Annotated in this window: 19 protein-coding genes; 12 read left to right on the top strand and 7 right to left on the bottom strand. The window is 64.6% G+C overall.

The window, feature by feature from the left end; translation table 11 throughout:
* Positions 1-544: 544 nt before the first annotated feature.
* Positions 545-1,993: an IMP dehydrogenase gene (gene guaB, locus OC184_RS12890; protein WP_265507590.1), complete on the bottom strand. Its 1,449-nt coding sequence runs from the start codon at positions 1,991-1,993 to the stop codon at positions 545-547.
* A 211-nt stretch (positions 1,994-2,204) separates the two neighbouring features.
* Here guaB and OC184_RS12885 point away from each other — a divergent pair, with 211 nt between their 5' ends.
* The 6 genes from OC184_RS12885 (at position 2,205) to OC184_RS12860 (ending at position 8,286) form a co-directional block, all read left to right on the top strand.
* On the top strand, positions 2,205-3,404 hold the full coding sequence (locus tag OC184_RS12885; protein WP_265507589.1) for an OmpP1/FadL family transporter: 1,200 nt from the start codon (positions 2,205-2,207) through the stop codon (positions 3,402-3,404).
* Positions 3,405-3,666: 262 nt separating this feature from the next.
* Complete coding sequence (locus OC184_RS12880) at positions 3,667-4,530, top strand: ATPase (protein ID WP_265507588.1); 864 nt, start codon at positions 3,667-3,669, stop codon at positions 4,528-4,530.
* A gap of 1 nt (position 4,531) precedes the next feature.
* Positions 4,532-5,458, top strand: coding sequence for a homoserine O-succinyltransferase (locus OC184_RS12875; RefSeq protein ID WP_265507587.1), 927 nt, complete (start codon positions 4,532-4,534; stop codon positions 5,456-5,458).
* Positions 5,459-5,461: 3 nt separating this feature from the next.
* Positions 5,462-6,352 carry a polyphosphate kinase 2 gene (gene ppk2 / locus OC184_RS12870; protein WP_265507586.1) on the top strand — a complete coding sequence of 297 codons (891 nt, stop codon included), beginning with the start codon at positions 5,462-5,464 and terminating at the stop codon, positions 6,350-6,352.
* Between the two features lie 62 nt (positions 6,353-6,414).
* Positions 6,415-7,158, top strand: a complete 744-nt coding sequence (locus OC184_RS12865; RefSeq protein ID WP_265507585.1) for an SDR family oxidoreductase — start codon at positions 6,415-6,417, stop codon at positions 7,156-7,158.
* A gap of 90 nt (positions 7,159-7,248) precedes the next feature.
* The gene (locus OC184_RS12860; RefSeq protein ID WP_265507584.1) at positions 7,249-8,286 is read left to right on the top strand and encodes an ABC transporter substrate-binding protein; all 1,038 of its coding nucleotides are present in this window, start codon (positions 7,249-7,251) and stop codon (positions 8,284-8,286) included.
* A gap of 45 nt (positions 8,287-8,331) precedes the next feature.
* On the opposite strand, the gene OC184_RS12855 is transcribed toward OC184_RS12860, so the two are convergent.
* A complete protein-coding gene (locus tag OC184_RS12855) occupies positions 8,332-8,691 on the bottom strand; it encodes a Rieske (2Fe-2S) protein (RefSeq protein ID WP_265507583.1) in 360 nt (119 codons plus the stop codon).
* A gap of 44 nt (positions 8,692-8,735) precedes the next feature.
* Complete coding sequence (gene hppD / locus OC184_RS12850) at positions 8,736-9,848, bottom strand: 4-hydroxyphenylpyruvate dioxygenase (RefSeq protein ID WP_265507582.1); 1,113 nt, start codon at positions 9,846-9,848, stop codon at positions 8,736-8,738.
* Between the two features lie 130 nt (positions 9,849-9,978).
* On the opposite strand from hppD, the gene OC184_RS12845 reads away from it, so the two are divergent.
* The 3 genes from OC184_RS12845 (at position 9,979) to metH (ending at position 14,273) form a co-directional block, all read left to right on the top strand.
* Positions 9,979-10,431 (top strand): Lrp/AsnC family transcriptional regulator, encoded by a 453-nt coding sequence (locus OC184_RS12845; protein WP_265507581.1) that lies wholly within the window; start codon positions 9,979-9,981, stop codon positions 10,429-10,431.
* 94 nt (positions 10,432-10,525) lie between these two features.
* Positions 10,526-11,563: a homocysteine S-methyltransferase family protein gene (locus OC184_RS12840; RefSeq protein ID WP_265507580.1), complete on the top strand. Its 1,038-nt coding sequence runs from the start codon at positions 10,526-10,528 to the stop codon at positions 11,561-11,563.
* Positions 11,556-14,273: a methionine synthase gene (gene metH / locus OC184_RS12835; RefSeq protein ID WP_265507579.1), complete on the top strand. Its 2,718-nt coding sequence runs from the start codon at positions 11,556-11,558 to the stop codon at positions 14,271-14,273. Before OC184_RS12840 ends, metH begins: the two co-directional genes overlap by 8 nt.
* A gap of 3 nt (positions 14,274-14,276) precedes the next feature.
* Here metH and betA read toward each other — a convergent pair whose 3' ends face one another.
* Genes betA through betI form a run of 3 tightly spaced genes read right to left on the bottom strand, consistent with a single transcriptional unit; the run spans position 14,277 to position 17,906 of the window.
* A complete protein-coding gene (betA, locus tag OC184_RS12830) occupies positions 14,277-15,911 on the bottom strand; it encodes a choline dehydrogenase (protein WP_265507578.1) in 1,635 nt (544 codons plus the stop codon).
* Positions 15,898-17,337 carry a betaine-aldehyde dehydrogenase gene (gene betB, locus OC184_RS12825; RefSeq protein WP_265507591.1) on the bottom strand — a complete coding sequence of 480 codons (1,440 nt, stop codon included), beginning with the start codon at positions 17,335-17,337 and terminating at the stop codon, positions 15,898-15,900. The genes betA and betB overlap by 14 nt, the downstream gene beginning before the upstream one ends.
* Positions 17,338-17,339: 2 nt before the next feature.
* On the bottom strand, positions 17,340-17,906 hold the full coding sequence (gene betI / locus OC184_RS12820; RefSeq protein WP_265507577.1) for a transcriptional regulator BetI: 567 nt from the start codon (positions 17,904-17,906) through the stop codon (positions 17,340-17,342).
* An 87-nt stretch (positions 17,907-17,993) separates the two neighbouring features.
* Between betI and OC184_RS12815 the strand changes: the two genes are divergently transcribed.
* Genes OC184_RS12815 through choV form a run of 3 tightly spaced genes read left to right on the top strand, consistent with a single transcriptional unit; the run spans position 17,994 to position 20,828 of the window.
* The gene (locus tag OC184_RS12815) at positions 17,994-18,935 is read left to right on the top strand and encodes a choline ABC transporter substrate-binding protein (protein WP_265507576.1); all 942 of its coding nucleotides are present in this window, start codon (positions 17,994-17,996) and stop codon (positions 18,933-18,935) included.
* A gap of 40 nt (positions 18,936-18,975) precedes the next feature.
* Positions 18,976-19,824, top strand: coding sequence for a choline ABC transporter permease subunit (choW, locus tag OC184_RS12810; protein ID WP_265507575.1), 849 nt, complete (start codon positions 18,976-18,978; stop codon positions 19,822-19,824).
* Entirely contained in the window at positions 19,821-20,828 is a 1,008-nt protein-coding gene (gene choV, locus OC184_RS12805) for a choline ABC transporter ATP-binding protein (RefSeq protein WP_265507574.1), read from the top strand. The genes choW and choV overlap by 4 nt, the downstream gene beginning before the upstream one ends.
* Positions 20,829-20,834: 6 nt before the next feature.
* Here choV and OC184_RS12800 read toward each other — a convergent pair whose 3' ends face one another.
* Complete coding sequence (locus OC184_RS12800; RefSeq protein WP_265507573.1) at positions 20,835-21,701, bottom strand: ABC transporter permease; 867 nt, start codon at positions 21,699-21,701, stop codon at positions 20,835-20,837.
* Between the last annotated feature and the right edge of the window lie 24 nt (positions 21,702-21,725).

Genomic DNA, 21,725 nt, shown 5'->3' with positions numbered 1-21,725 from the left:
CTTGGCCAAATCCAGGCCGATGATGCTAACCTCTTCCATGGACGCTCCCCTCCGTAGCGGTGCTTCAACACCCGCCACCATGGCACATCGATGCCGCCGGGGGGCGTCCAATCCATCGCTTGCGCACCCTGATGGCTCCGCGCCCGGCGCGCTTGCCCTAAAACCACCTGCCGACTACCAATCTCAAACCGGCAGACTCTCGTCATGACCGAGGGACCGACAGGGGGCAGGTCACAGGGAGAACCACTTTTCAGGCGGTAGGCCAGTCGGGCATCGTGCAGCTGATCCCTGTCACATCACCCTGCGGCTGAAGAGATTGAGAGGCGACAATGACAGGGCTCTAGGCGAACGTAAAGTTGCCTGATGCCAATCCCCACGCGGCGAAGTGCGAACTCGACCCAGCGGAGGAGGGTCTTGGTTCCGTGCTTTTCAATGAAGCAGAAGATCGAACAGGGATCTGGCATCCAAGCCCGGCCGCAGCATTTTGGTCCGCCTTCACGGTCAAGGATCGCGGTCGGCTGCGAGGCAGCTATCCGAGTACCGCTCACCCGATCCGGTAGTTCGGCGACTCCCGCGTGATCTGCACGTCGTGGACGTGGCTTTCCTTCAGACCTGCACCGGTGATGCGCACGAACTGGCAGTTCTTGCGCATCTCGGGCACGGTGGCGCAGCCGGTATAGCCCATCGCCGCGCGAAGACCACCGACGAGCTGGTGGATGACCGTTCCCGCAGGGCCCTTATAGGGCACCTGCCCCTCGATCCCCTCGGGGACCAGCTTGTCGCTGGCGGCGTCCTTCTGGAAGTAGCGGTCGGCCGAGCCACGCGCCATAGCGCCCAGGGAACCCATGCCGCGATAGGATTTGAAGCTGCGACCCTGATAGAGGATCATGTCGCCGGGGCTTTCGTCGGTGCCGGCGATCGCGCTTCCCACCATCGCGCAACTGGCACCCGCAGCGATGGCCTTGGCGAAATCGCCCGAAAACTTGATGCCCCCGTCCGCGATGATCGGCACGTCCCCTGCAGCCGAGGCCGCGTCCATGATCGCTGTCAGCTGGGGCACGCCCACCCCGGCCACGATGCGCGTCGTGCAGATCGAGCCGGGACCGATCCCGACCTTCACCGCATCCGCCCCAGCGTCGATCAGGGCTCGCGTTCCTTCGGCGGTGGCGACGTTGCCGGCCACGACCTGCACGTCGTTCGACAGCGCCTTCACCCGCTCGACCGCCCGAGCAACGCCGGCAGAATGGCCATGAGCCGTGTCGATCACCACCATATCGACGCCAGCTTCGATCAGGGCCTGGCTGCGCTCGAAGCCCTCATCCCCCACGGTCGAGGCAGCGGCCACGCGCAGCCGCCCCAGGTCGTCCTTGCAGGCCAGCGGGTTCAGAACAGCCTTCTCGGTATCCTTCAGCGTCAGCAGACCAGTCAGTTTGCCGTTGCCGTCGGTGACCAGCAGCTTCTCGATCCGGCGCGACTTCATCAGGCTGATCGCCTCGGCGCGGTCTGCGGGCTCTCGCAGGATCGCCAGGTTGTCGGCCGTCATCATCGCCCGCACCGGCGTCTTGTCGTCGCTGGCAAATCGCATGTCACGGTTCGTCACGATGCCGACCACGCGCCCACCCGCATCGACGACCGGAAAGCCCGTGACGTTGTAGCGGTCCTGAAGCGCCTTGGCGTCGGCCAGGGTCTGGTCGGGCGTCAGGGTGATCGGACTATAGACGATGCCGGATTCAAACCGCTTCACGCGGCGCACCTCGGCGGCCTGCTGCTTGGTTGTCAGGTTGCGGTGGATCACGCCCATCCCGCCCGCCTGCGCCAAGGCGATGGCCATCCGGCTTTCGGTAACGGTATCCATCGCCGACGACAGAAGCGGGATGTTCATCCGGATGGCACGGGTGACGTGGGTGGTCACGTCGGCGGTCGACGGCAGCACCGTCGAGGCGGCCGGAACCAGAAGAACGTCGTCGAAAGTGAGAGCCTCACGAATCTGCATGGGGGTGTCCTTGCGGCAAGATCGTTTGGCAGTTTCCCCTTTCACGCCAACGCTGATTTGTCCAGCCCGAGGCGACACGTTGCATGTCGGCCACGGTCCTTTGCCATGCTCGCCCGAACGTGACGTTAGTGACCACCGCCGATTGACCCGTAACGGTTGTGCGATACGGTGACGAAAAGCGGGCGCATATGCTCAATCTGGGAGGAAGATGATGAAGATCGCATTGTCCGGCATGGCCGTTCTGATGCTTGGAGCCGCGCCGCTTATGGCCGGGGGGATCGAACGCGCACCGCAGTCACTGGCGCCGCTGTTCGAGGAAGGGAACTATGCCGAGCTGAGCTTTGGCGGCGTCGACCCTACGGTCGAGGGTACAGACCGTTTCTCAACGACCGGCTTCCAGACCGGCGACGTTGCCCAGGGCTATGGCTTCTCGGGATTAGCTTACAAGCATCAAATCACACCGAACATCTCAGCAGCGATAATTATCGAGCAGCCGTTCGGCGCTGACATCCTGTACCCGTCACAGCCTGGTTTCCCGCCCACTGAAGCTACCGGCTCACCCTTGCTCGGCGGCACTCGTGCTCGGGTCGACTCTACAACCTTCACTGCGTTGGGGCGTTATAGCCTCCCAAGCAACTTCTCTGTCCACGGCGGCATCCGTGGATCTCGCGCCGACGGCTCTGTCACGCTTGACGGGTGTGCCTATTCCAATCCGCTTGTTCCAACACCTTGTGCCGGAGGCGTACAAGGCTATAATGTTGACCTTGAGAGTGACACTGCGATTGGATGGGTTGCGGGTGTTTCTTGGGAACGCCCCGAAATTGCTGCTCGCGTGTCACTTACCTACAATTCGGACGTCGAGCACGAATTCCGCACCCGCGAATCTTTGATAATCGACCCGGACGGGCTAGGGCCAATACCTGTCGTGCCAGCCATTGACGAGACCTCGACCACAAAAGTTTCGACACCAGAGAGTTGGAACCTCGAGTTCCAGACCGGAGTCGCCCCTGGCACCTTGCTATTTGGCTCGATCAGATGGGTAGACTGGTCATCGTTTCGGGTAGATCCGCAAGCATTTGTTCGCGCAACCGGGGGCGGATTGGTCGACCTGGAAGACACGACGACATACACTTTAGGAGTCGGGCGACAGTTCACCGACAGCTGGTCAGGCTCAGCCTCGTTCACCTTCGAGCCTAAAGGTGATGAACTTGTTTCACCTTTGGCGCCGACAACAGGGCGAAAGGGCATCACACTGGCCGCCATATATGACCAGGGTACTGTTCGAATTACGACTGGAGTGAATTACACCAAACTCGGTGACGCGTCTCCCCAGACGCGGGACGAAGCACGTGCGGACATGCGGGACGCAGATGCTTGGGGTTTGGGCGTCCGGATAGGCTATCGCTTCTAAGCTTGAAACAAAAATCGTTCAGACGGCCCCGCCTTCCGGTGGGGCCGTGTGTTGTTTAGCCAAACGTCCTCATCTCCAGAGATGTCTCGAAGTGAGGCAGGCGCCGGGTTCCGGCGCAAGGCGCATTGATCCGATCCGACATGTCTCTGCGAAAGCGACCAAGAACGCAGCGTTTCCTTCGTGGCCTCGGATGCGCGCGTCGTACCCTTCCCTTGACCGGTTGCTATGAGTAGCTAAAGGGGACTTTATAAGGGAACCGCGGATGATCTATCGCAATGCAGCAGAGTGGCAGAGCGCCCCTTCACGACGGATCGTGCTTTTCGGCATGTCCGGCCTTGGGAAGACCTATCTCGCCTCGATGCTGCGTGGGACCGGCGACTGGTTCCACTACTCGGTCGATTACCGCATCGGCACGCGCTACATGGGTGAATACATCGCCGACAACTTCAAGCGCGAGGCGATGAAGGTTCCGTTCCTGCGCGACCTGCTGATGTCGGACAGCGTCTACATCGCCAGCAACATCACCTTCGACAACCTGGCCCCGCTCTCCACCTACCTTGGCAAGCCTGGCAGCCCCAGCCGCGGCGGGCTGCCCTTTGGCGACTACTGCCAGCGCCAGAACCAGCACCGCCGGGCCGAGATCGCGTCGCTTCTGGACACGCGCCACTTCATGGACCGTTCCCGCGACATCTATGCCCTGCCGCATTTCGTCTGCGACAGCGGCGGGTCCATCTGCGAAGTCGTGGACCCGGACGATCCCGACGATCCCGTTCTGACCGCGCTCGAGCGTGACCTGCTTCTGGTCTGGATCAGGGGCAGCGACGCGCACACTGCGGAGCTGGTCCGTCGCTTCGACAAGGCGCCGAAGCCGATGTATTACCAGCCGCAGTTCCTGGAGCAGGCCTGGATCGCCTATCGGGTCGAGAAGGGCCTCGAGGAGGCGCAGGTCAACCCTGACGACTTCATCCGCTGGACCTATGCCCGCGCCCTCGCCCACCGCCAGCCGCGCTATCAGGCCATGGCCCGCCGCGGGGTGACCATCCTCGCCGAGGAAGTGGCCGACGTTCGCGACCCCCACGACTTCAACGACCTGATCGCCCGCGCCATTGCGCGCAAGGACAGCTGACATGCCGATCACCCTGAACGAGAACCTGCCCGCCTATCGCATCCTCTCCGAGGAGGGCGTCATGGTGATGTCCCCCGGTCGCGCCGCGACCCAGGACATCCGTCCGCTGCGGATCGGCCTGCTGAACCTGATGCCCAAGAAGATCCAGACCGAGAACCAGTTTGCCCGGGTCATCGGCGCAACCCCCCTGCAGATCGACTTTCAGCTGATCCGCATGTCGGATCACGAGAGCCGCAACACCGCCGCCGATCACCTTGAAAGCTTCTATCGCCCCTTCCGCGAGGTCGAGGCGACCGGAGAAAAATTCGACGGCCTGATCATCACAGGCGCCCCGATCGAGCATCTGCCCTTCGAGCAGGTCACCTATTGGGACGAACTGACCCGCGTCTTCGCCTGGACCCAGACCCATGTCCATTCGACCTTCGGCGTCTGCTGGGGCGGTATGGCGATGGCCTGGCATTTCCATGGCCTTCCAAAGCACATCCTGCCCGCCAAGGCCTTCGGCTGCTTCAGGCACCGCAACCTGGCCCCGGCCTCTCCCTATCTGCGCGGGTTTTCCGACGACGTGCTGGTCCCCGTCAGCCGCTGGACCGAGATCCGGCAGGAGGATGTCGATGCCCGCCCTGCCCTGACGACGCTTCTGGCCAGCCCCGAGGTCGGACCCTGTCTGCTGGCCGATCCGGATCACCGTGCGATCTATGTCTTCAACCACTTCGAATACGACAGCACGACGCTGAAAGAGGAACACGACCGCGACATGGCGGCGGGCAAGCCGGTCGATGTCCCTGCCAACTATTATCCCGACGACGACATCACGCAGGCGCCCCTGAATCGCTGGCGCAGCCATGCCCACCTGCTCTACGGTAACTGGATCAACGAGATCTACCAGACGACATGGTATGACATGTCGCGCATCGGAGAAGGATGACAGATGGCCGATCCCCAGCCCATGCCGGACCTGCCGCTTGTCGGGCAGATCACCGACTATCTGAACGAGGGCGCGCCGCCCGAGATCCGCAAGGCCATCGCCAAGGGCGGGCGCAAGGATGTGCTGGACGCGGATTTCCCGTACTCGGACGAGATGGACAAGGGCGACTACGAGGCGCAGATGGCCGACCTTCAGCTGCAGCTGGTCCGCCTGATGCACGACGTCCTTGCAACGGGCAAGCGGCTGGTCGTGCTGTTCGAGGGCCGCGACGCCGCCGGCAAAGGCGGCACGATTGAGCGTGTGCGCGAGAACCTGAACCCTCGTTCCGCCTACGTCGTCGCGCTGCCCAAGCCCAATGAACGCGAGGCGGGCCAGTGGTATTTCCAGCGCTATATCGACTGGCTGCCGGCCGCCGGAGAGATCGCGCTGTTCGACCGCAGCTGGTACAACCGCGGCGTAGTCGAGCGGGTCTTCGACTTCGTGACGGAGCCACAGCGCAACGCCTTCTTCCGCCAGCTTCCGGGCTTCGAGCAGACCTTGGTCGATGACGGCGTGGTGCTGATCAAGCTGTGGCTGAATGTCGGTCGGGCCGAACAGCTGCGCCGGTTCCTGGACCGCGAACAGGACCCGCTGAAGCAGTGGAAGCTCAGCTCGATCGACGTCGAGGGGCTGGCCCGTTGGGACGACTACAGCCGCGCCATCCACGAGACGCTGAACCTGTCCCATTCCCCCATTGCGCCCTGGACTGTCATCAGGTCGGACGACAAGCGCCGCGCCAGGATCGCAGCCATCCAGACGATCCTGAAGTCGGTTGGCTTCGCCGGCCGGGACGACAGCGTCATCGGAGAGATCGACCCCCAGATCGCCGGCGGGCCCGAGCTGCTTCGCAGCTGATCGCGCCTTGGCGCGGCGGCACCGCCATGCCAGAACCTTCCGGAACGATCAGGGAGGGGAACATGGATCTTTCGAATTGCCGCGCCATCGTGACGGGCGGTGCCTCGGGCCTTGGCGCGGCAACCGCCGCGCATTTCCGCAGCCGCGGCGCGCAGGTGGTGGTGCTGGACCGTGACGAGGCCGGCGCTGACGCCGCTGCGGCCATCGGCGCGGGCTTTGCCCGAACCGACGTCACCGCCGAGGCCAGCGTCCAAGCGGCCATCGCCCAAGCGGTCGAAGCCATGGACGGCATCGACGTCTGCGTGAACTGCGCAGGCATCGCGACCGGCGAAAGGACGCTTGGCCGCGACGGGCCGCACCGGCTGGACAGCTTTCGTCGCACCATCGAGATCAACCTGATCGGCAGCTTCAACGTCCTGCGACTGGCGGCCGAGCAGATGGCCCGGAACGGGCGCGACATGAACGGTGTGATCGTCAACACGGCCTCGATTGCCGCATTCGATGGACAGAAGGGCCAAGCAGCCTATGCGGCATCCAAGGCGGGCATCGCAGGCATGACGCTGCCCTTGTCACGCGACCTCTCCAGCCAGGGCATCCGCGTTTGCGCCATCGCGCCAGGCATCTTCGCGACACCGATGCTGAAGGGCCTGCCGTCCGAGGTGCAGGACAGCCTTGCAGCCGAGGTGACCTTTCCCAAGCGACTCGGTGATCCCGACGAATTTGCGCGCCTGGCCGCCTTCATCGTCGAGAACGACTATCTGAACGGAGAGACGATCCGCCTTGATGGCGCCCTGCGGATGCGATAGGCCCGCTTTCACGGCTGCGCGAAGCCCTTGCGCGGTCGTCTGACCGCCCTTAGCGTTGCAGGAAACACGTCTGCAGAGAGGTCTGATTTCATGCGTTTGCTGACAACCACCATTCTGGCAGCGGCAGCCCTGCCCGCCTATGCTGCCGATCCGGAACTGACCGTCTTCGATTGGGCCGGGTTCGAGGAGCCGTCGATCTATCAGGGCTATATGGACAAGCACGGCGACAGCCCGACCTATGCCTTCTATGGCGACGACGACGAGGCGTTCCAGAAGGTCGCGTCCGGTTTTCGCGCCGACGTCATCCATCCCTGCAGCCAGATGGTCGGCAAGTATCGCGACGCGGGCCTGATCGAGCCGTGGGACACGTCGCGCATCCCGAACTTCGACAAGATCGATGAGCGTTTCCTGGACAGCGAGGTTTTCCGCGACGACCAGGGCGTGTGGTTCATCCCGACCGACTGGGGCGCCACCGCCATCGCCTACAACACCGAGACGGTGCCCGAGGAGGACGTGGCCAGCCTCGACGTGTTCGTCGACCCGAAATACCAGGGCCGCACGTCACTGCCAGACAGCTCGGACGACGTCTGGGCGCTGGCCTATCTGGCGACGGGAACGACGGACTGGACCGACGTGACCGACGAGCAGTTCCAGGCCGCCGCCGACTGGCTGCGCCAGGCGCACCAGAACGTCGCCGCCTATTGGGCGGACCCCTCCGAACAGGCGCAGCTGATGGCCTCGGGCGCAGTGGACGTGGCATGGTCGTGGAACGACGGCGTGGTCTATCTGCAGGCGGACGATTACCCCGTCGGCTTCCAGCGCGAGGCCGAGGAGGGATCGTCGACCTTCTTCTGCGGCTATGTGAACGTGAAGGACGGACCGGGCAGCGAAGACAAGGTCTATGACTTCATCAACGCCTGGCTGGAGCCGTCTGCCGGCAAGGCGCTGCTGGACACGATCGGCTATGGCCACACCTCGACCGAGGCGATGGCGACGATCGCCGATGAACCTGCCGTGGCCGAGGGGCTGTCCGAGATTGACGTACCGGTGCTGGCCCAGACCCCGAACGACCCCGAGCAGCGACAGCGCCAGCTGGCCGAGTTCGAAAAGATCAAGGCCGGATTCTGATCTGACAGCGTCTGGGGGCCCTTGCGTCCCCGGACAACTTCGATCCTACAACTCCGCCGAGATGATGATGTCATCGCCTGATACGGCGACCGGCACCGGGTCGAGGCCGCATTCGGCGCCTTGAACAACCTCTCCGGTCGACTTGTCGAAGCTCGCGCCATGCGCGGTGCAAAGCAGCCTGGTTCCGTCAGCCGACAGCAGGTTCGTGCCGCGATAATCCAGCGGCAAATATTGGTGCGGGCAGGCATTGACGAAGGCGAGGATCCTGTCGCCGTCGCGCAGCAGGATCAGCGGAAAATCGCCCCGCTCAGTCGTCACGGTCAGTGGGCGCACGCCGGTAACGTCGGCCGCAGGGCAGATGCGCGTGCCGGGCGGCGGGCTGCTGCTGTAGTCGGTCCAAGCCATGACCTGTGGGCGCGGCAGCCTCCCCGCTGCCGCGCCGCTCCCCCCTACTCGGCCGGGGCGGCGGTCAGGACGCCGCGCCGGATCTGGTCTTCCTCGATGGATTCGAACAGGGCGCGGAAGTTGCCCTCGCCGAAACCATCGTCGCCCTTGCGCTGGATGAACTCGAAGAAGATCGGTCCGATCACCGTTTTCGAGAAGATCTGCAGCAGGATACGGGTCTCGCCACCGCCGACGACGCCTTCACCGTCGATCAGGATGCCGCGCGCCTTCATGCGGTTGATCGGCTCTTCATGGCCCTTCACGCGGCGGTGCGACATCTCGTAGTAGGTATCCGGCGGCCCGGGCATGAACTCCATCCCGGCATCTGCAATCTGGTCGGTGCCCGCGTAGATGTCGTTCGAGGCGATCGCGATGTGCTGGATACCCTCGCCCTTGTACTCGCGCAGGTATTCCTCGATCTGGCTGTGCTCGTCCGTGCTCTCGTTGATCGGGATGCGGATCTTGCCGTCGGGCGAGGTCAGGGCGCGGCTGACGAGGCCCGTCTGCTTGCCCTTGATATCAAAATACTTGATTTCGCGGAAGTTGAACGTGTCGTGGTAGAACTTGTACCACGTGTCCATGTTGCCGCGGATCACGTTGTGCGTCAGGTGATCCAGATAGAAGAAGCCGAACCCCTCGGGGCGCGGGTCAGTCTTGCCCAGCCAGTCGAAATCGGCGTCATAGGCGCTGCCGTCGGCGCCATAGCGGTCGATGAAATAGAGCAGCGATCCGCCGATACCCAGCACGGCGGGCGCATCGATCGACTTGCCGGTCCCGGTATATTCGGTCGCCCCCAGGTCCAGCGCCCGCTTCAGCGCCACCTGGGCGTCGACGACCCGCCAGGCCATGGCAGGGGCGCAGGGACCATGCTCGGCCACGAAACCAGCCGCGTGGCTGTCAGGCTCGGCGTTCAGCAGATAGTTGATATCGCCCTGACGATAGAGCGTGATATCCTTGGTCTTGTGCCTAGCGACCGGGGTGAAGCCCATCTGGCGGAAGATCCGATCAAGCACGGTCGGATCGGTGTGGGCGTATTCGACGAATTCGAAGCCGTCGGTGCCGGCGGGGTTTGCCTGGCTGATGGTCGCCTTGGGGGCGTCGTGCGGAAACGGTCCCATGGTCTCTCCTCCTGTAAGCTTGGAGATATCATACGACCATGGTCATGCACGACGCTTGCAATCGACATCGCTTCGGCCAGATAAGTGCAAGATTGATGCGCGCTCGGCGCACGCGACGCATGAGGTGTGCGTGGATCGATTTGATGATGCCATTCTGACAGCACTGCAGCGCGACGGGGCGCTGACCAATGCCGCCTTGGCCGAGGCTGTCGGCCTCTCTGCGTCGCAGATCTCTCGCCGCCGCGCGGCGCTGGAGGAAGCGGGCATTATCGAAGGCTATTCCGCCCGTCTTTCGCCTGCAAAACTTGGACACGGGTTCCGCGCGATCATCCGCGTCAACCTGCGCGGTCATGGCCAGGGTCGAGAGGAAGAGTTCGCCCGCTTCGTGGCCAGCCAGCCGATGATCCGGTCAGCCTTCTCGGTCTCGGGCGACGCCGACTATATCCTGGACATCAGGGCGCGCGATCTGGACGGTTTTGCCGACTTCGTCCACCGCCACCTTCTGCCACATCCCCAGGTCGCGCAGGTACGGTCCGAGATCGTGCTGAAAACGCTGAAGGACGAACGGGGGGTCCCGCTCTGACTTGCGCGCAGCTCATGATCTTGTCCAGAATTATGAATTTGCTGACGGGCGCAGGGCGGACTATATCACGGGCTTCAAGCGAAAGGCCCTGCCCATGCCCCTGCCCATGTCTGCCGCCTTTGCGGCGCTGAACAAAGCTGCCGCCGAACGCATCCTGATCCTGGACGGGGCCATGGGAACGCAGATCCAGGCCCTCGCCCTGGGCGAGGATGACTATACCGGGCACGGGTCGGGCCACGCCTGCCGCCACCATTCGGATCATCCGCAGACCGGCAACAACGACTTGCTGATCCTGACCCAGCCCGAGGCGGTCGAGCAGATCCACTACAACTATGCCATCGCCGGCGCTGACATCGTCGAGTCGAACACGTTCTCGGCGACGACCATCGCCCAGGCCGATTACGGGATGCAGGCGGCGGTCCATGACCTGAACGTCGAAGGGGCACGGGTCGTGCGTCGTGCCTTGGACCGCGCCACGGCCGAGGACGGCCGGCCCCGTTTCGTTGCGGGCGCACTGGGGCCGACGAACCGCACCGCGTCGATGAGCCCCGACGTCAACGACCCCGGCTATCGCGCGGTGACCTTTGAGGATCTGCGCCTTGCCTATCACCAGCAGGCCCGCGGGTTGATCGAAGGCGGTGCCGACATCCTGCTGATCGAGACGATCTTCGACACCCTGAATGCCAAGGCCGCGATCTTCGCCTGCATCCAGGCGATGGAGGAACATGGCCAGCGCCTGCCTGTCATGATCTCGGGCACGATCACGGACGCGTCGGGGCGCACCCTGTCGGGGCAGACGCCGACCGCCTTCTGGCATTCGGTGCGCCACGCGAACCCCTGGTCCATCGGCCTGAACTGCGCGCTCGGCGCGGCCGCGATGCGCCCCCACCTGGCGGAACTGTCGGCGGTGGCCGACACGCTGATCTGCGCCTATCCCAATGCCGGCCTGCCCAATGCCTTCGGGCAGTATGACGAAGGGCCGAACGACACCGCGCCGCAGGTGGCTGAATTCGCTCGCGAAGGTCTGGTCAACGTCGTAGGCGGCTGCTGCGGCACAACGCCCGACCATATCCGCGCCATCGCCGATGCCGTTGCCGGTTTCGCCCCCAGAAAGGTGCCCGCCTATGCTTGACCGAACCCTGCGCCTTTCGGGCCTCGAGCCCTTCGTTCTGACCCCGGACATCCCCTTCGTGAACGTGGGCGAACGCACGAACGTCACCGGCAGCGCCCGCTTCCGCAAGCTGATCAAGAACCGTGACTATGCCGCCGCACTGGATGTCGCCCGCGATCAGGTGGAGAACGGCGCCCAGATCATCGACATCAACATGGACGAGGGGCTGATTGACAGCCGAGCCGCCATGGTCGAGTTCCTGAACCTGCTGGCGGCCGAGCCCGATATCGCCCGCGTGCCGGTCATGATCGACAGCTCCAAGTGGGAGGTGATTGAGGCGGGCCTGCAATGCGTGCAGGGCAAGCCGGTGGTGAACTCGATCTCCATGAAGGAGGGCGAGGACCAGTTCCGCCACCAGGCGCGCCTCTGTCTCGCCTATGGCGCCGCGGTCGTGGTCATGGCCTTTGACGAACAGGGTCAGGCCGACACCGCCGCCCGGAAGATCGAGATCTGTCAGCGGGCCTATCGCATCCTCGTCGATGAGGTTGGCTTCCCACCCGAGGACATCATCTTCGATCCGAACATCTTCGCCGTGGCGACAGGCATCGAGGAGCACAACAATTACGGCGTCGATTTCATCGAAGCGACGCGCTGGATCCGCCAGAACCTGCCGCATGCTCACGTATCTGGCGGCGTATCGAACCTGAGCTTCAGCTTCCGCGGCAACGAGCCGGTACGCGAGGCGATGCACGCTGTGTTCCTCTATCACGCCATCCAGGCGGGGATGGACATGGGCATCGTCAACGCGGGGCAGCTGGCGGTTTATGACCAGATCGATCCAGAGCTGCGCGAGGCATGCGAGGATGTCGTCCTGAACCGCCGCCCGGACGCGACCGAGCGTCTGCTGGAGATTGCGGAGCGCTTCCGGGGCGACGGCGGAGGGGCCAAGCGCGAAAAGGACCTGTCCTGGCGCGAATGGCCGTTGGACAAGCGGCTGCAGCATGCGCTGGTGAACGGCATCACCGAATATATCGAAGCCGACACCGAGGAGGCGCGCCAGCAGGCCGAACGGCCGCTGCATGTCATCGAAGGCCCGCTGATGGCCGGGATGAACGTGGTGGGCGACCTGTTTGGCGCGGGGAAGATGTTCCTGCCCCAGGTGGTGAAATCGGCCCGCGTGATGAAGCAGGCGGTCGCTGTTCTTCTGCCCTACATGGAAGAGGAAAAGCGACTGAACGGCGGGAGCGACCGCGAGACGGCCGGCAAGATCCTGATGGCCACCGTCAAGGGCGACGTCCATGACATCGGCAAGAACATCGTTGGGGTCGTCTTGGCCTGCAACAACTTCGAGGTCATCGACTTGGGCGTCATGGTGCCCGCTCAGAAGATCCTGCAGGTTGCGCGCGATGAAAAGGTGGACCTGATCGGCCTCTCTGGCCTGATCACCCCGTCGCTGGACGAAATGGTCCACGTCGCCTCAGAAATGGAGCGCGAAGGCTTTGACATCCCGCTGCTGATCGGTGGGGCGACGACCTCGAAGATCCACACGGCGGTCAAGATCGCGCCGCGCTTCACGCGCAACCAAGCGGTCTATGTGACAGATGCCAGCCGGGCCGTGGGCGTGGCCTCATCGCTGCTGAGCGCCAGCCACAAGGATGCCTATATCGACGGCATCCGCGCCGAATATGCCGAGGTCGCCGACCGCCATGAACGGTCAGAGGCCGCCAAGCAGCGCCTTCCATTGTCGGCGGCGCGCGCCAACGCGCTGAAGATCGACTGGAGCGCCTATGAGCCGACCGCGCCGAGCTTCACCGGCACCCGCGTGATCGACGACTGGGACCTGGCGCAGATCGCGCGCTATATCGACTGGACGCCCTTCTTCCAGACGTGGGAGCTGAAGGGCGTGTATCCGCGCATTCTGGACGACGAGAAGCAGGGCGAGGCCGCCCGCCAGTTGTTCGCCGAGGCGCAGGAGATGCTGGCCCGCATCATCGACGGCCAGTGGTTCAGGCCGCGCGCCGTTTTGGGGTTCTGGCCCGCCAACGCGGTGGGGGACGACATTCGCCTGTTCACGGATGCGGATCGGTCGAAGACGCTCGGCACGCTGCACACGTTGCGCCAGCAGGTCACCAAGCGGGGGGATCGGCCAAATGTGGCGCTGGCGGATTTCGTGGCGCCCGAAGGCATCCCGGACCATGTCGGCGGCTTCGTCGTGACAGCCGGCCCCGAGGAAGCCGAGGTTGCCGCCCGCTATGAACGTGCCAACGACGACTATGGCGCGATCATGGTGAAGGCGCTGGCCGACCGGATCGCCGAGGCCATGGCCGAGATGCTGCACGAACGCGTCCGCCGCGAGTTCTGGGCCTACGCGCCCCTCGAAGGCTTTACGCCAGAAGAGCTGATTGCCGAGCCTTACAAGGGCATTCGCCCCGCGCCGGGCTATCCAGCCCAACCCGACCATACGGAAAAGCTTACGCTCTTCAGTCTGTTGGACGCGGAAGCTGCGACGGGGGTCGAACTGACCGAAAGCATGGCGATGTGGCCCGGCAGCTCGGTCTCGGGCCTCTATGTCGCGCATCCGGACAGCTATTACTTTGGCGTTGCCAAGATCGAGGAAGATCAGGCGCGCGACTATGCCGGGCGCAAGGGCTGGACCTTGGACGAGGCCGAGCGGTGGCTGGCCCCGGTCCTGAACTATACCCGCCGCCAGGCCGCATCGGACGCCGCCTGAACCTCAGGCGGGGTTCTCGCGCAGCATTTGGCGGCCCAGAACGTGATCGGCGGCCTTTTCGCCGGTCATGATCGAGGGTGCATTGAGGTTGCCGTTGGTGATGCGCGGGAAGATCGAGCTGTCGGCAACGCGCAGCCCCTCGACCCCGATCACGCGCAGTTCCGGATCCACCACGGCCTGCGGGTCATCCGCCGCACCCATGCGCGCGGTACCACAGGGGTGATAGGCCGATTCGGCGTGTTCGCGGATAAAGGCATCGATCTGCTCGTCGCTCTGCACCGCGTCGCCCGGCTGGATCTCGTCCCCGCGATAGTCGCGGAACGCCGGAGCGTCGAAGATGCGACGGGTGTGACGGACGCAGGCCCGGAACTCGGCCCAGTCATCCTCGTGCGACATGTAGTTGAAGCGGATTTCGGGCGCGGCGGCCGGATCGTCACTGGCCAGCCTGACGGTGCCGCGTGACTTGGACCGCATCGGCCCGACATGCGCCTGAAATCCGTGCCCCTGGGCGGCGGCCTTTCCGTCATAGCGGACGGCCAGCGGCAGGAAGTGATACTGGATATCGGGATAGTCGACCGCGTCCGACGACCGGATGAAACCGCAGCTCTCGAACTGGTTCGAGGCGCCGAGACCGGTCTTCTGAAGCAGCCATTCCAGACCGACCCGGCTTTTGCCCAGCAGGTTGTAGTACGTGTAAAGCGTCACCGGCTTCAGGGACTTGTACTGCATGTAGACCTCCAGATGGTCCTGCAGGTTCGCGCCCACACCCGGCCGATCAACCAGCGGCGCGATGCCGTGCTGGCGCAGATGGTCCGCCGGCCCGATCCCCGACAGCATCAGCAGCTTCGGCGTGTTGATAGAGCTGGCCGAGAGGATCACCTCACGACCAGCCTCGACGTTGAGATTTCCAGATTTCGTTTCGACCTCAACCCCATAGGCCTGCTTTCCTCGAAAGAGGATACGCCGTGCCAGCCCCCGGACCAGCGTCAGCCGGCCCGATTTGCGCGCCGGGCGCAGATAGGCGTTGGCAGCGGACCAGCGGCGGCCCTTCCAGATCGTGGCCTCCATCGGGCCGAAGCCTTCCTGCCGCTCTCCATTATAGTCGTCATTGCGCGGCCAGCCTGCCTGCTGCCCCGCTTGGATGAAGGTGTTGAACAGCGGGTTCTTGCGCTTGCCGCGCGTAACGTGCAACGGCCCGTCCGTGCCCCGCCAGAGCGAGGTTTGCGCCCCGGTGGGATCTCCGTGCCAAGTCTCCATCCGCTTGAAGTATGGCAGGACGCCAGCATAGTCCCAGCCCGTCGCGCCGCTGTCGGCCCAGTGCTGGAAATCTTTGGGGTTACCACGCACGAAGACCATGCCGTTGATCGAGGACGATCCGCCCAGCACCTTGCCGCGCGGCGTCACCAGCCGCCGTCCACCCAGATGCGGCTCGGGCTGGCTGGAGAACCCCCAGTCATAACGCGGCATGTTCATCGGATAGGACAGTGCGCCGGGCATCTGAATATAGACTCCCATGTCGCTGCCGCCGTATTCGATCAGCGTCACCGTCCGGCCTGCCTCGGTCAGACGATAGGCAAGCGCGCAGCCGGCGCTGCCCGCGCCGACGATGACGTATTGGGTGGGTTCAGTAGGGTGCATCGACGCCCCCCATCCCGACGTAGACGGATTTCAGCTGCGAATAATGTTCGATGGCGGCGGCCGAGTTCTCACGCCCCAGGCCCGACATCTTGACGCCGCCGAAGGGCATCTCGACCGGGGTCAGGTTGTAGGTGTTGATCCAGCAGGTCCCGGCCTCAAGCGCTGCGACGACACGGTGGGCGCGGGTCAGATCTTGGGTGAACACCCCGGCTGCCAGACCGAAGCCGGTGCCATTGGCGCGGGCGATGACCTCGGCCTCTTCGCGAAAGCTGAGGGCGGTCATGACGGGGCCGAAGATCTCGTCGGTCGCGATGGCCATGTCGTCGGTCGCGTCGGCGAAGACCGTGGGCGGGATGAAGGCCCCCTCGCCCGGCCCGCCGCAGACCAGCCGCGCGCCAGCGGCCTGCCCTGCGGCGATGGCGTCACGGATCTTGCCGGCCTGTGCGGGGCTGATGATCGGTCCGTGATTCGTGTTAGGGTCCAGCGGATCGCCCATGCGGACCTCGCGCAGCCGTTGGGCCAGCCGGGCCAGAAAATCCTCCTTGATGCCCTCCTGCAGGAACACGCGCGTCCCGTTCGAGCAGATCTGCCCCGAGCTGTAGAAGTTCGCGAGGATCGCGGCCCCGACAGCGTCCTCGAGGTTCGCGTCGTCGAACACGATCAGAGGCGACTTGCCGCCAAGCTCCATTGTGACATGGCGCATCCCTTCGGCGGCGGCCGCATAGACGCGCCGCCCGGTCGGCACCGATCCGGTCAGCGAAACCTTGGCCACATCCGGGTTGCCGACCAGCGCCGCCCCGACCTGGCCGCGGCCCTGGACCACATTGAAGACCCCCGGCGGCATCCCGGCCTCGATGAAGATCTCTGCCAGCTTCAGTGCACCGAGCGGCGTTTCCTCGGACGGCTTGAAGACCATCGTGTTGCCCATCACAAGCGCGGGCGCGGCCTTCCAGCAGGCGATCTGGCTTGGATAGTTCCAGGCCCCGATGCCAGCGCAGACCCCAAGCGGTTCGCGCCGCGTATAGGCCCAGTCCTGCCCCAGCGGGATTGTGTGGCCCGTCAGGGTCGCGGCAAGGCCCGCGAAATATTCCAGCGCCGCCGCCCCCGACGGCCAGTCGGCAACCAGCGTCTCCTGGATCGGCTTGCCGGTGTCCAGCGTCTCCAGCCGGGCCAGTTCTTCGTTCCGGTCCAGGATGATCGCCGCTGCACGGCCGAGGATGCGCCCCCGCTGAACCGGCGCAAGGGCCGCCCAAGCCGGTTGCGCGGCACGGGCCGCGGCACAGGCCTGCGCGACCTGGTCTACCGTGGCCTCTTTCAGCGTTGCGATGACGTCGCCGGTGAAGGGATAGCGGACCGGCAGGTCGGCGCCCTGACCCTCGACGGGGCGGCCACCGATGAACAGGCTGGCGGTCGGTTGGGCGGACAGGCTCATGCTAGGGCCTCCTCTAGATAGGACAGAACAGTTTTCAGGGCGGCATCCGCATCCGTGGGGCCTTCGTTCAGGACCGCCCGCAGGTAGACGCCGTCGATCAGCGCGCCGAGCGTGTCGGCCGTCCGGGCCGGATCGTCACAACGCCCTCGGAGCGCGACGATCAGGTTCGATCGCAGCCGGCGGTGATAGACCCGCAGCAAGCGGACGGCGTCATCACTGACGAAGGACAGCGCATAGAAGTTCAGCCAGGCGCTGACAGTCTCGCGCTGGAAGTTCTGCGGCGCAAAGCTGGCATGGACAATCGCCAGCAGTCGCCCGCGCTCGCCCTCGCCCGGCAGCGCGTCGCGCACCGACTGCCCGTAGGATCGCAGGATGTGGCGCATCGCCGCCAGGAAGATCTGTTCCTTCGAACCGAAGTAGTGATGCGCCAACGCCGGTGACATGCCCGCCCGTCGCGCAATCTGCGCCACGGTCACGTCCAGCGACCCCGCCCGCCCGACCTCGAAGATGGCGGCGTTGATTAACGCTGCTTTTCGGATAGGCTCTGCGCCAAGTTTCGGCATGTTCGGTCCTGCGAAAGGGAAAAGTGGTTGCACTGCCGGACGGTTGTAACTTTAATTGACCGACCAATCAAGAACAGGGAGTCCGACATGACCCTATCCCGCATTGCCGCCTTCATCGCGATCGGCGCCGCCACGGCCGCCCCGGCCTTCGCAGAAGAACCCGACAGCTGCCGGACGGTGGTGTTCTCGGATGTCGGCTGGTCCGACATCACCGCGACCACCGCCCTGACCTCGACCGTGCTGCAGGCGCTTGGATATGAGACCGAGACCCGCATCCTGTCAGTGCCGGTGACCTATACCGCGCTGTCGACGGATGACGTCGACGTGTTCCTGGGCAACTGGATGCCCACGATGGAGGCCGACATCGCGCCCTATTCCGAGGCGGGAACCGTCGACACTGTCCGCACGAACCTGACCGGGGCGAAGTACACGCTGGCCACGAACCAGGCCGGCGCCGACCTTGGCATCACGGATTTCACCGATATCGCCGAGCATCAGGAGGCGCTGGACGGCAAGATCTACGGGATCGAGCCCGGTAACGACGGCAACCGCCTGCTGCTGGAGATGGTGGCTATGGACAAGTTCGGCCTCGGCACGTTCGAGGTGGTTGAATCGTCCGAACAGGGTATGCTCGCCCAGGTCGGCCGCGCGGTCGGTCGTGATGAGCCGGTGGTCTTCCTGGGATGGGAGCCGCACCCCATGAACGCGCAGTTCGACATGACCTACCTGACCGGCGGCGACGAAGTTTTCGGTCCCGACCTGGGCGGCGCCGAGGTGCGCACGAACACCCGCGCCGGCTATGTCAAGGAATGCCCGAACGTGGGGCAGTTCCTTCAGAACCTCGAATTCACGCTGCCGATGGAAAACGAGGTCATGGGCATGATCCTGAACGACGGCATGGCCCCGATGGAGGCCGCGCGCGAATGGCTGTCGGCCAATCCCGACGCGGCGACGCCTTGGCTGTCGGGCGTGACCACCTTCGACGGCAACGACCCCCAGGCGGCGCTGAACGAGGCACTGGCGGGCTGACGGGCCGTCAGGACCAACCGGAACAGGCAGGGGAACACGCATGGAACAGCTGACCGCATGGGTCACCGACAACAAGATCCCGGTCGGGGCCTCGGCCAGATCGGCCTTCGACTGGCTCACGGCCAACGCGGCCGGCGTCTTCGACGCGATCTCGGTCGCGATGGAATCGCTGATCGGGTGGGTGTTGGCCGCGCTCGAGGCGCCGCACCCGTTCCTGTTCATCGCGCTGGCCGTCGCGCTGACCTGGGCGCTGCAGCGGCGGCTGTCCACCTGCCTGCTGATGGTCGCGGGCCTCTTGTTCGTGCTGAACCAAGGCTATTGGAGCGAGATGCTGCAGTCGCTGACGCTGGTGCTATCGGCCTGCATCGTCTGCATGGCGATCGGCGTACCAGTCGGCATCGCCGCCGCGCACCGGCCCAAGCTCTATGCCTGGATGCGGCCGGTCCTGGACCTGATGCAGACGCTGCCGACCTTCGTCTATCTGATTCCGGCCATCGTCTTCTTCGGCATCGGCATGGTGCCTGGCCTTCTGGCGACGGTGATCTTCGTACTGCCCGCCCCGATTCGCCTGACGCAGCTGGGCATCGCCTCGACCCCGCCCGCACTGGTCGAGGCGGCGACCGCCTTCGGCGCTACCAAGCGCCAGCTGCTGTGGAAGGTGGAGCTGCCAAGCGCGCTGCCGCAGATCATGGCGGGCCTTAACCAGACGATCATGCTGTCGCTGTCGATGGTGGTCATCGCCGCCCTGGTCGGCGCATCGGGATTGGGCGTTCCGGTCGTGCGGGCGCTGAACAGCGTGAACACCGCGCTCGGGTTCGAATCGGGGTTCGTCATCGTCGTCGTGGCGATCCTTCTGGACCGGATGCTGCGCATGGAGAGCCGCAAATGAGCAATGCCGTCGAGTTCGACAATGTCTGCATCGTCTTCGGCGATCATCCCGAACGCGCCCTGCCGCTGATGGACGAGGGTCTTGAACGGGGGCCGATCAAGGAGGAGACCGGCCAGGTCCTCGGGGTCCACGACTGCTCGCTCTCTGTGGCCGAGGGCGAGATCCTGGTCCTGATGGGCCTGTCCGGGTCGGGCAAATCGACCCTTTTGCGCGCGGTGAACGCGCTCAATGACGTCTGCCGGGGCGAGGTTCGCATCCGCAAGGGCGACCAGATGGTCAGCGTGACCTCGGCCGGGTCGCGCAAGCTGCGCGACATTCGCCTGCGCGATGTCGCGATGGTGTTCCAGCAGTTCGGCCTGCTGCCTTGGCGCACGGTGCGCGAAAACGTGGGCCTGGGGCTGGAGCTGGCCGGGATGTCCCAGGCCGACCGGCGGGCCAGGGTGGAACAGCACCTGGAGACTGTGGGCCTTGCCGAATGGGCGGACCGCAAGGTGGGCGAGCTGTCGGGCGGCATGCAGCAGCGTGTAGGCTTGGCGCGAGCTTTCGCGACCGAGGCGCCCATTCTTCTGATGGACGAACCCTTCAGCGCGCTCGACCCCCTGATCCGCGCCCGCCTGCAGGACGAGCTGCTGGAGCTGCAGGCCAAGACCGGCCGCACAATCATCTTCGTCAGCCACGACCTGGACGAGGCATTCAAGCTGGGCAACCGCATTGCGTTGATGGAGGGCGGCCGCATCGTGCAGGTCGGCACGGCGCGTCAGATCATCGCGAACCCGGTCAATGCCTATGTCGCGGATTTCGTGGCGCACATGAATCCGCTTGGCGTCCTGACCGCCGAGGATGTCGCCGAACCCGGCGCCGCCGAAGGCGACCCCGTGCCGCGCGACATGCCGGTGCGGGCGGTCATGGACCTTCTGGCCGACCGCGCTGCCCTGCCCGTCCACGGCGGCGGCCGCATCACCCGCGAGGCGGTGCTGGCCCGGCTGATCGACCCGCGGGGCTGAGGGGCGTCAGCTGTTCTGCAGGTCGCGGTGATACCGGATCAGCAGCGTCAGCCCCAACGCGATCAGGCCCAGGCCCAGGCCGAACACATAGAGATAGCTGACGTAGTCGCCGGCATAGCTGGGATAGAATGCCCGCCGCATCTGCCCCACGACATGGACCAGCGGGTTCCACCACAGCCAGTCCTGGTAAGGCTGCGGGATGTCATCGAAGATGAAGAAGATGCAGGACACCAGGAAGATCGGCCTCATCAGGATGCTCCACATCGGTTGCCACCAGGAAAAGGCGGCGAACATGAAGCAGTTCATCGTGCCGATCGCCGATGCGATGACGACGACCATCGCAAAGCCGATGGCGATCAGGTCGAACTGCGGGTCCGTCCGCGTCTCCATGAAGGACGAGATGCCGACGAAGATCAGCGTCGCGACCATGATCTGCGTCACCGTGTTGAACGCGATCCGCGCCAGCAGCGCGTCCATGAAGGTGACCGCCGGATAGGACAGCAGAGACTTCGAGTAGTTGATCGATCCGGCAACCTTACCCGACATGTCCAGATAGGCCATGAACGGCACGACGCCCGTGGCATAGAACATGGCGAAGCTGGTGCCGACCGGCGGCGCCCGGAACCCCATCGAGAAGATCAGCGTCAGCAGCGTAATGCCCCCGACCGGCTCGGCGATCGCCCAGAAATATCCGCCCGACGACCTGCCGTGGCTTGTCTGCATCTCTCTCAGCACCAGAGCGCCGATGGCGCGCAGGCTGGCGAAGCGGCGGTGCTTTCGCACTTCCTTGAGGACGCGGGGCCGGTCGTCATCCCGCCGCTGCGGCAAAGGAGCCGGACGAGGGCCTTCGGAAGGGTTCAGGATGTCGGACATGGGAATCGCGCCGGGGCGCCTTTA

Origin of the sequence: Paracoccus rhizosphaerae, from assembly GCF_026162645.1 — a bacterium.
Classification (GTDB): domain Bacteria; phylum Pseudomonadota; class Alphaproteobacteria; order Rhodobacterales; family Rhodobacteraceae; genus Paracoccus; species Paracoccus rhizosphaerae.
Note: the sequence above shows the minus strand (reverse complement) of the source record. Positions and strands in the feature narration are given on the sequence as shown.

Bases quoted from the DNA above. Each gene is read 5' to 3' on its own strand.
- guaB (WP_265507590.1), bottom strand. From the start codon at position 1,993: ATGCAGATTCGTGAGGCTCTCACTTTCGACGACGTTCTTCTGGTTCCG.
- OC184_RS12885 (WP_265507589.1), top strand. From the start codon at position 2,205: ATGAAGATCGCATTGTCCGGCATGGCCGTTCTGATGCTTGGAGCCGCG.
- OC184_RS12880 (WP_265507588.1), top strand. From the start codon at position 3,667: ATGATCTATCGCAATGCAGCAGAGTGGCAGAGCGCCCCTTCACGACGG.
- OC184_RS12875 (WP_265507587.1), top strand. From the start codon at position 4,532: ATGCCGATCACCCTGAACGAGAACCTGCCCGCCTATCGCATCCTCTCC.
- ppk2 (WP_265507586.1), top strand. From the start codon at position 5,462: ATGGCCGATCCCCAGCCCATGCCGGACCTGCCGCTTGTCGGGCAGATC.
- OC184_RS12865 (WP_265507585.1), top strand. From the start codon at position 6,415: ATGGATCTTTCGAATTGCCGCGCCATCGTGACGGGCGGTGCCTCGGGC.
- OC184_RS12860 (WP_265507584.1), top strand. From the start codon at position 7,249: ATGCGTTTGCTGACAACCACCATTCTGGCAGCGGCAGCCCTGCCCGCC.
- OC184_RS12855 (WP_265507583.1), bottom strand. From the start codon at position 8,691: ATGGCTTGGACCGACTACAGCAGCAGCCCGCCGCCCGGCACGCGCATC.
- hppD (WP_265507582.1), bottom strand. From the start codon at position 9,848: ATGGGACCGTTTCCGCACGACGCCCCCAAGGCGACCATCAGCCAGGCA.
- OC184_RS12840 (WP_265507580.1), top strand. From the start codon at position 10,526: ATGCCCCTGCCCATGTCTGCCGCCTTTGCGGCGCTGAACAAAGCTGCC.
- metH (WP_265507579.1), top strand. From the start codon at position 11,556: ATGCTTGACCGAACCCTGCGCCTTTCGGGCCTCGAGCCCTTCGTTCTG.
- betA (WP_265507578.1), bottom strand. From the start codon at position 15,911: ATGCACCCTACTGAACCCACCCAATACGTCATCGTCGGCGCGGGCAGC.
- betI (WP_265507577.1), bottom strand. From the start codon at position 17,906: ATGCCGAAACTTGGCGCAGAGCCTATCCGAAAAGCAGCGTTAATCAAC.
- OC184_RS12815 (WP_265507576.1), top strand. From the start codon at position 17,994: ATGACCCTATCCCGCATTGCCGCCTTCATCGCGATCGGCGCCGCCACG.
- choW (WP_265507575.1), top strand. From the start codon at position 18,976: ATGGAACAGCTGACCGCATGGGTCACCGACAACAAGATCCCGGTCGGG.
- choV (WP_265507574.1), top strand. From the start codon at position 19,821: ATGAGCAATGCCGTCGAGTTCGACAATGTCTGCATCGTCTTCGGCGAT.
- OC184_RS12800 (WP_265507573.1), bottom strand. From the start codon at position 21,701: ATGTCCGACATCCTGAACCCTTCCGAAGGCCCTCGTCCGGCTCCTTTG.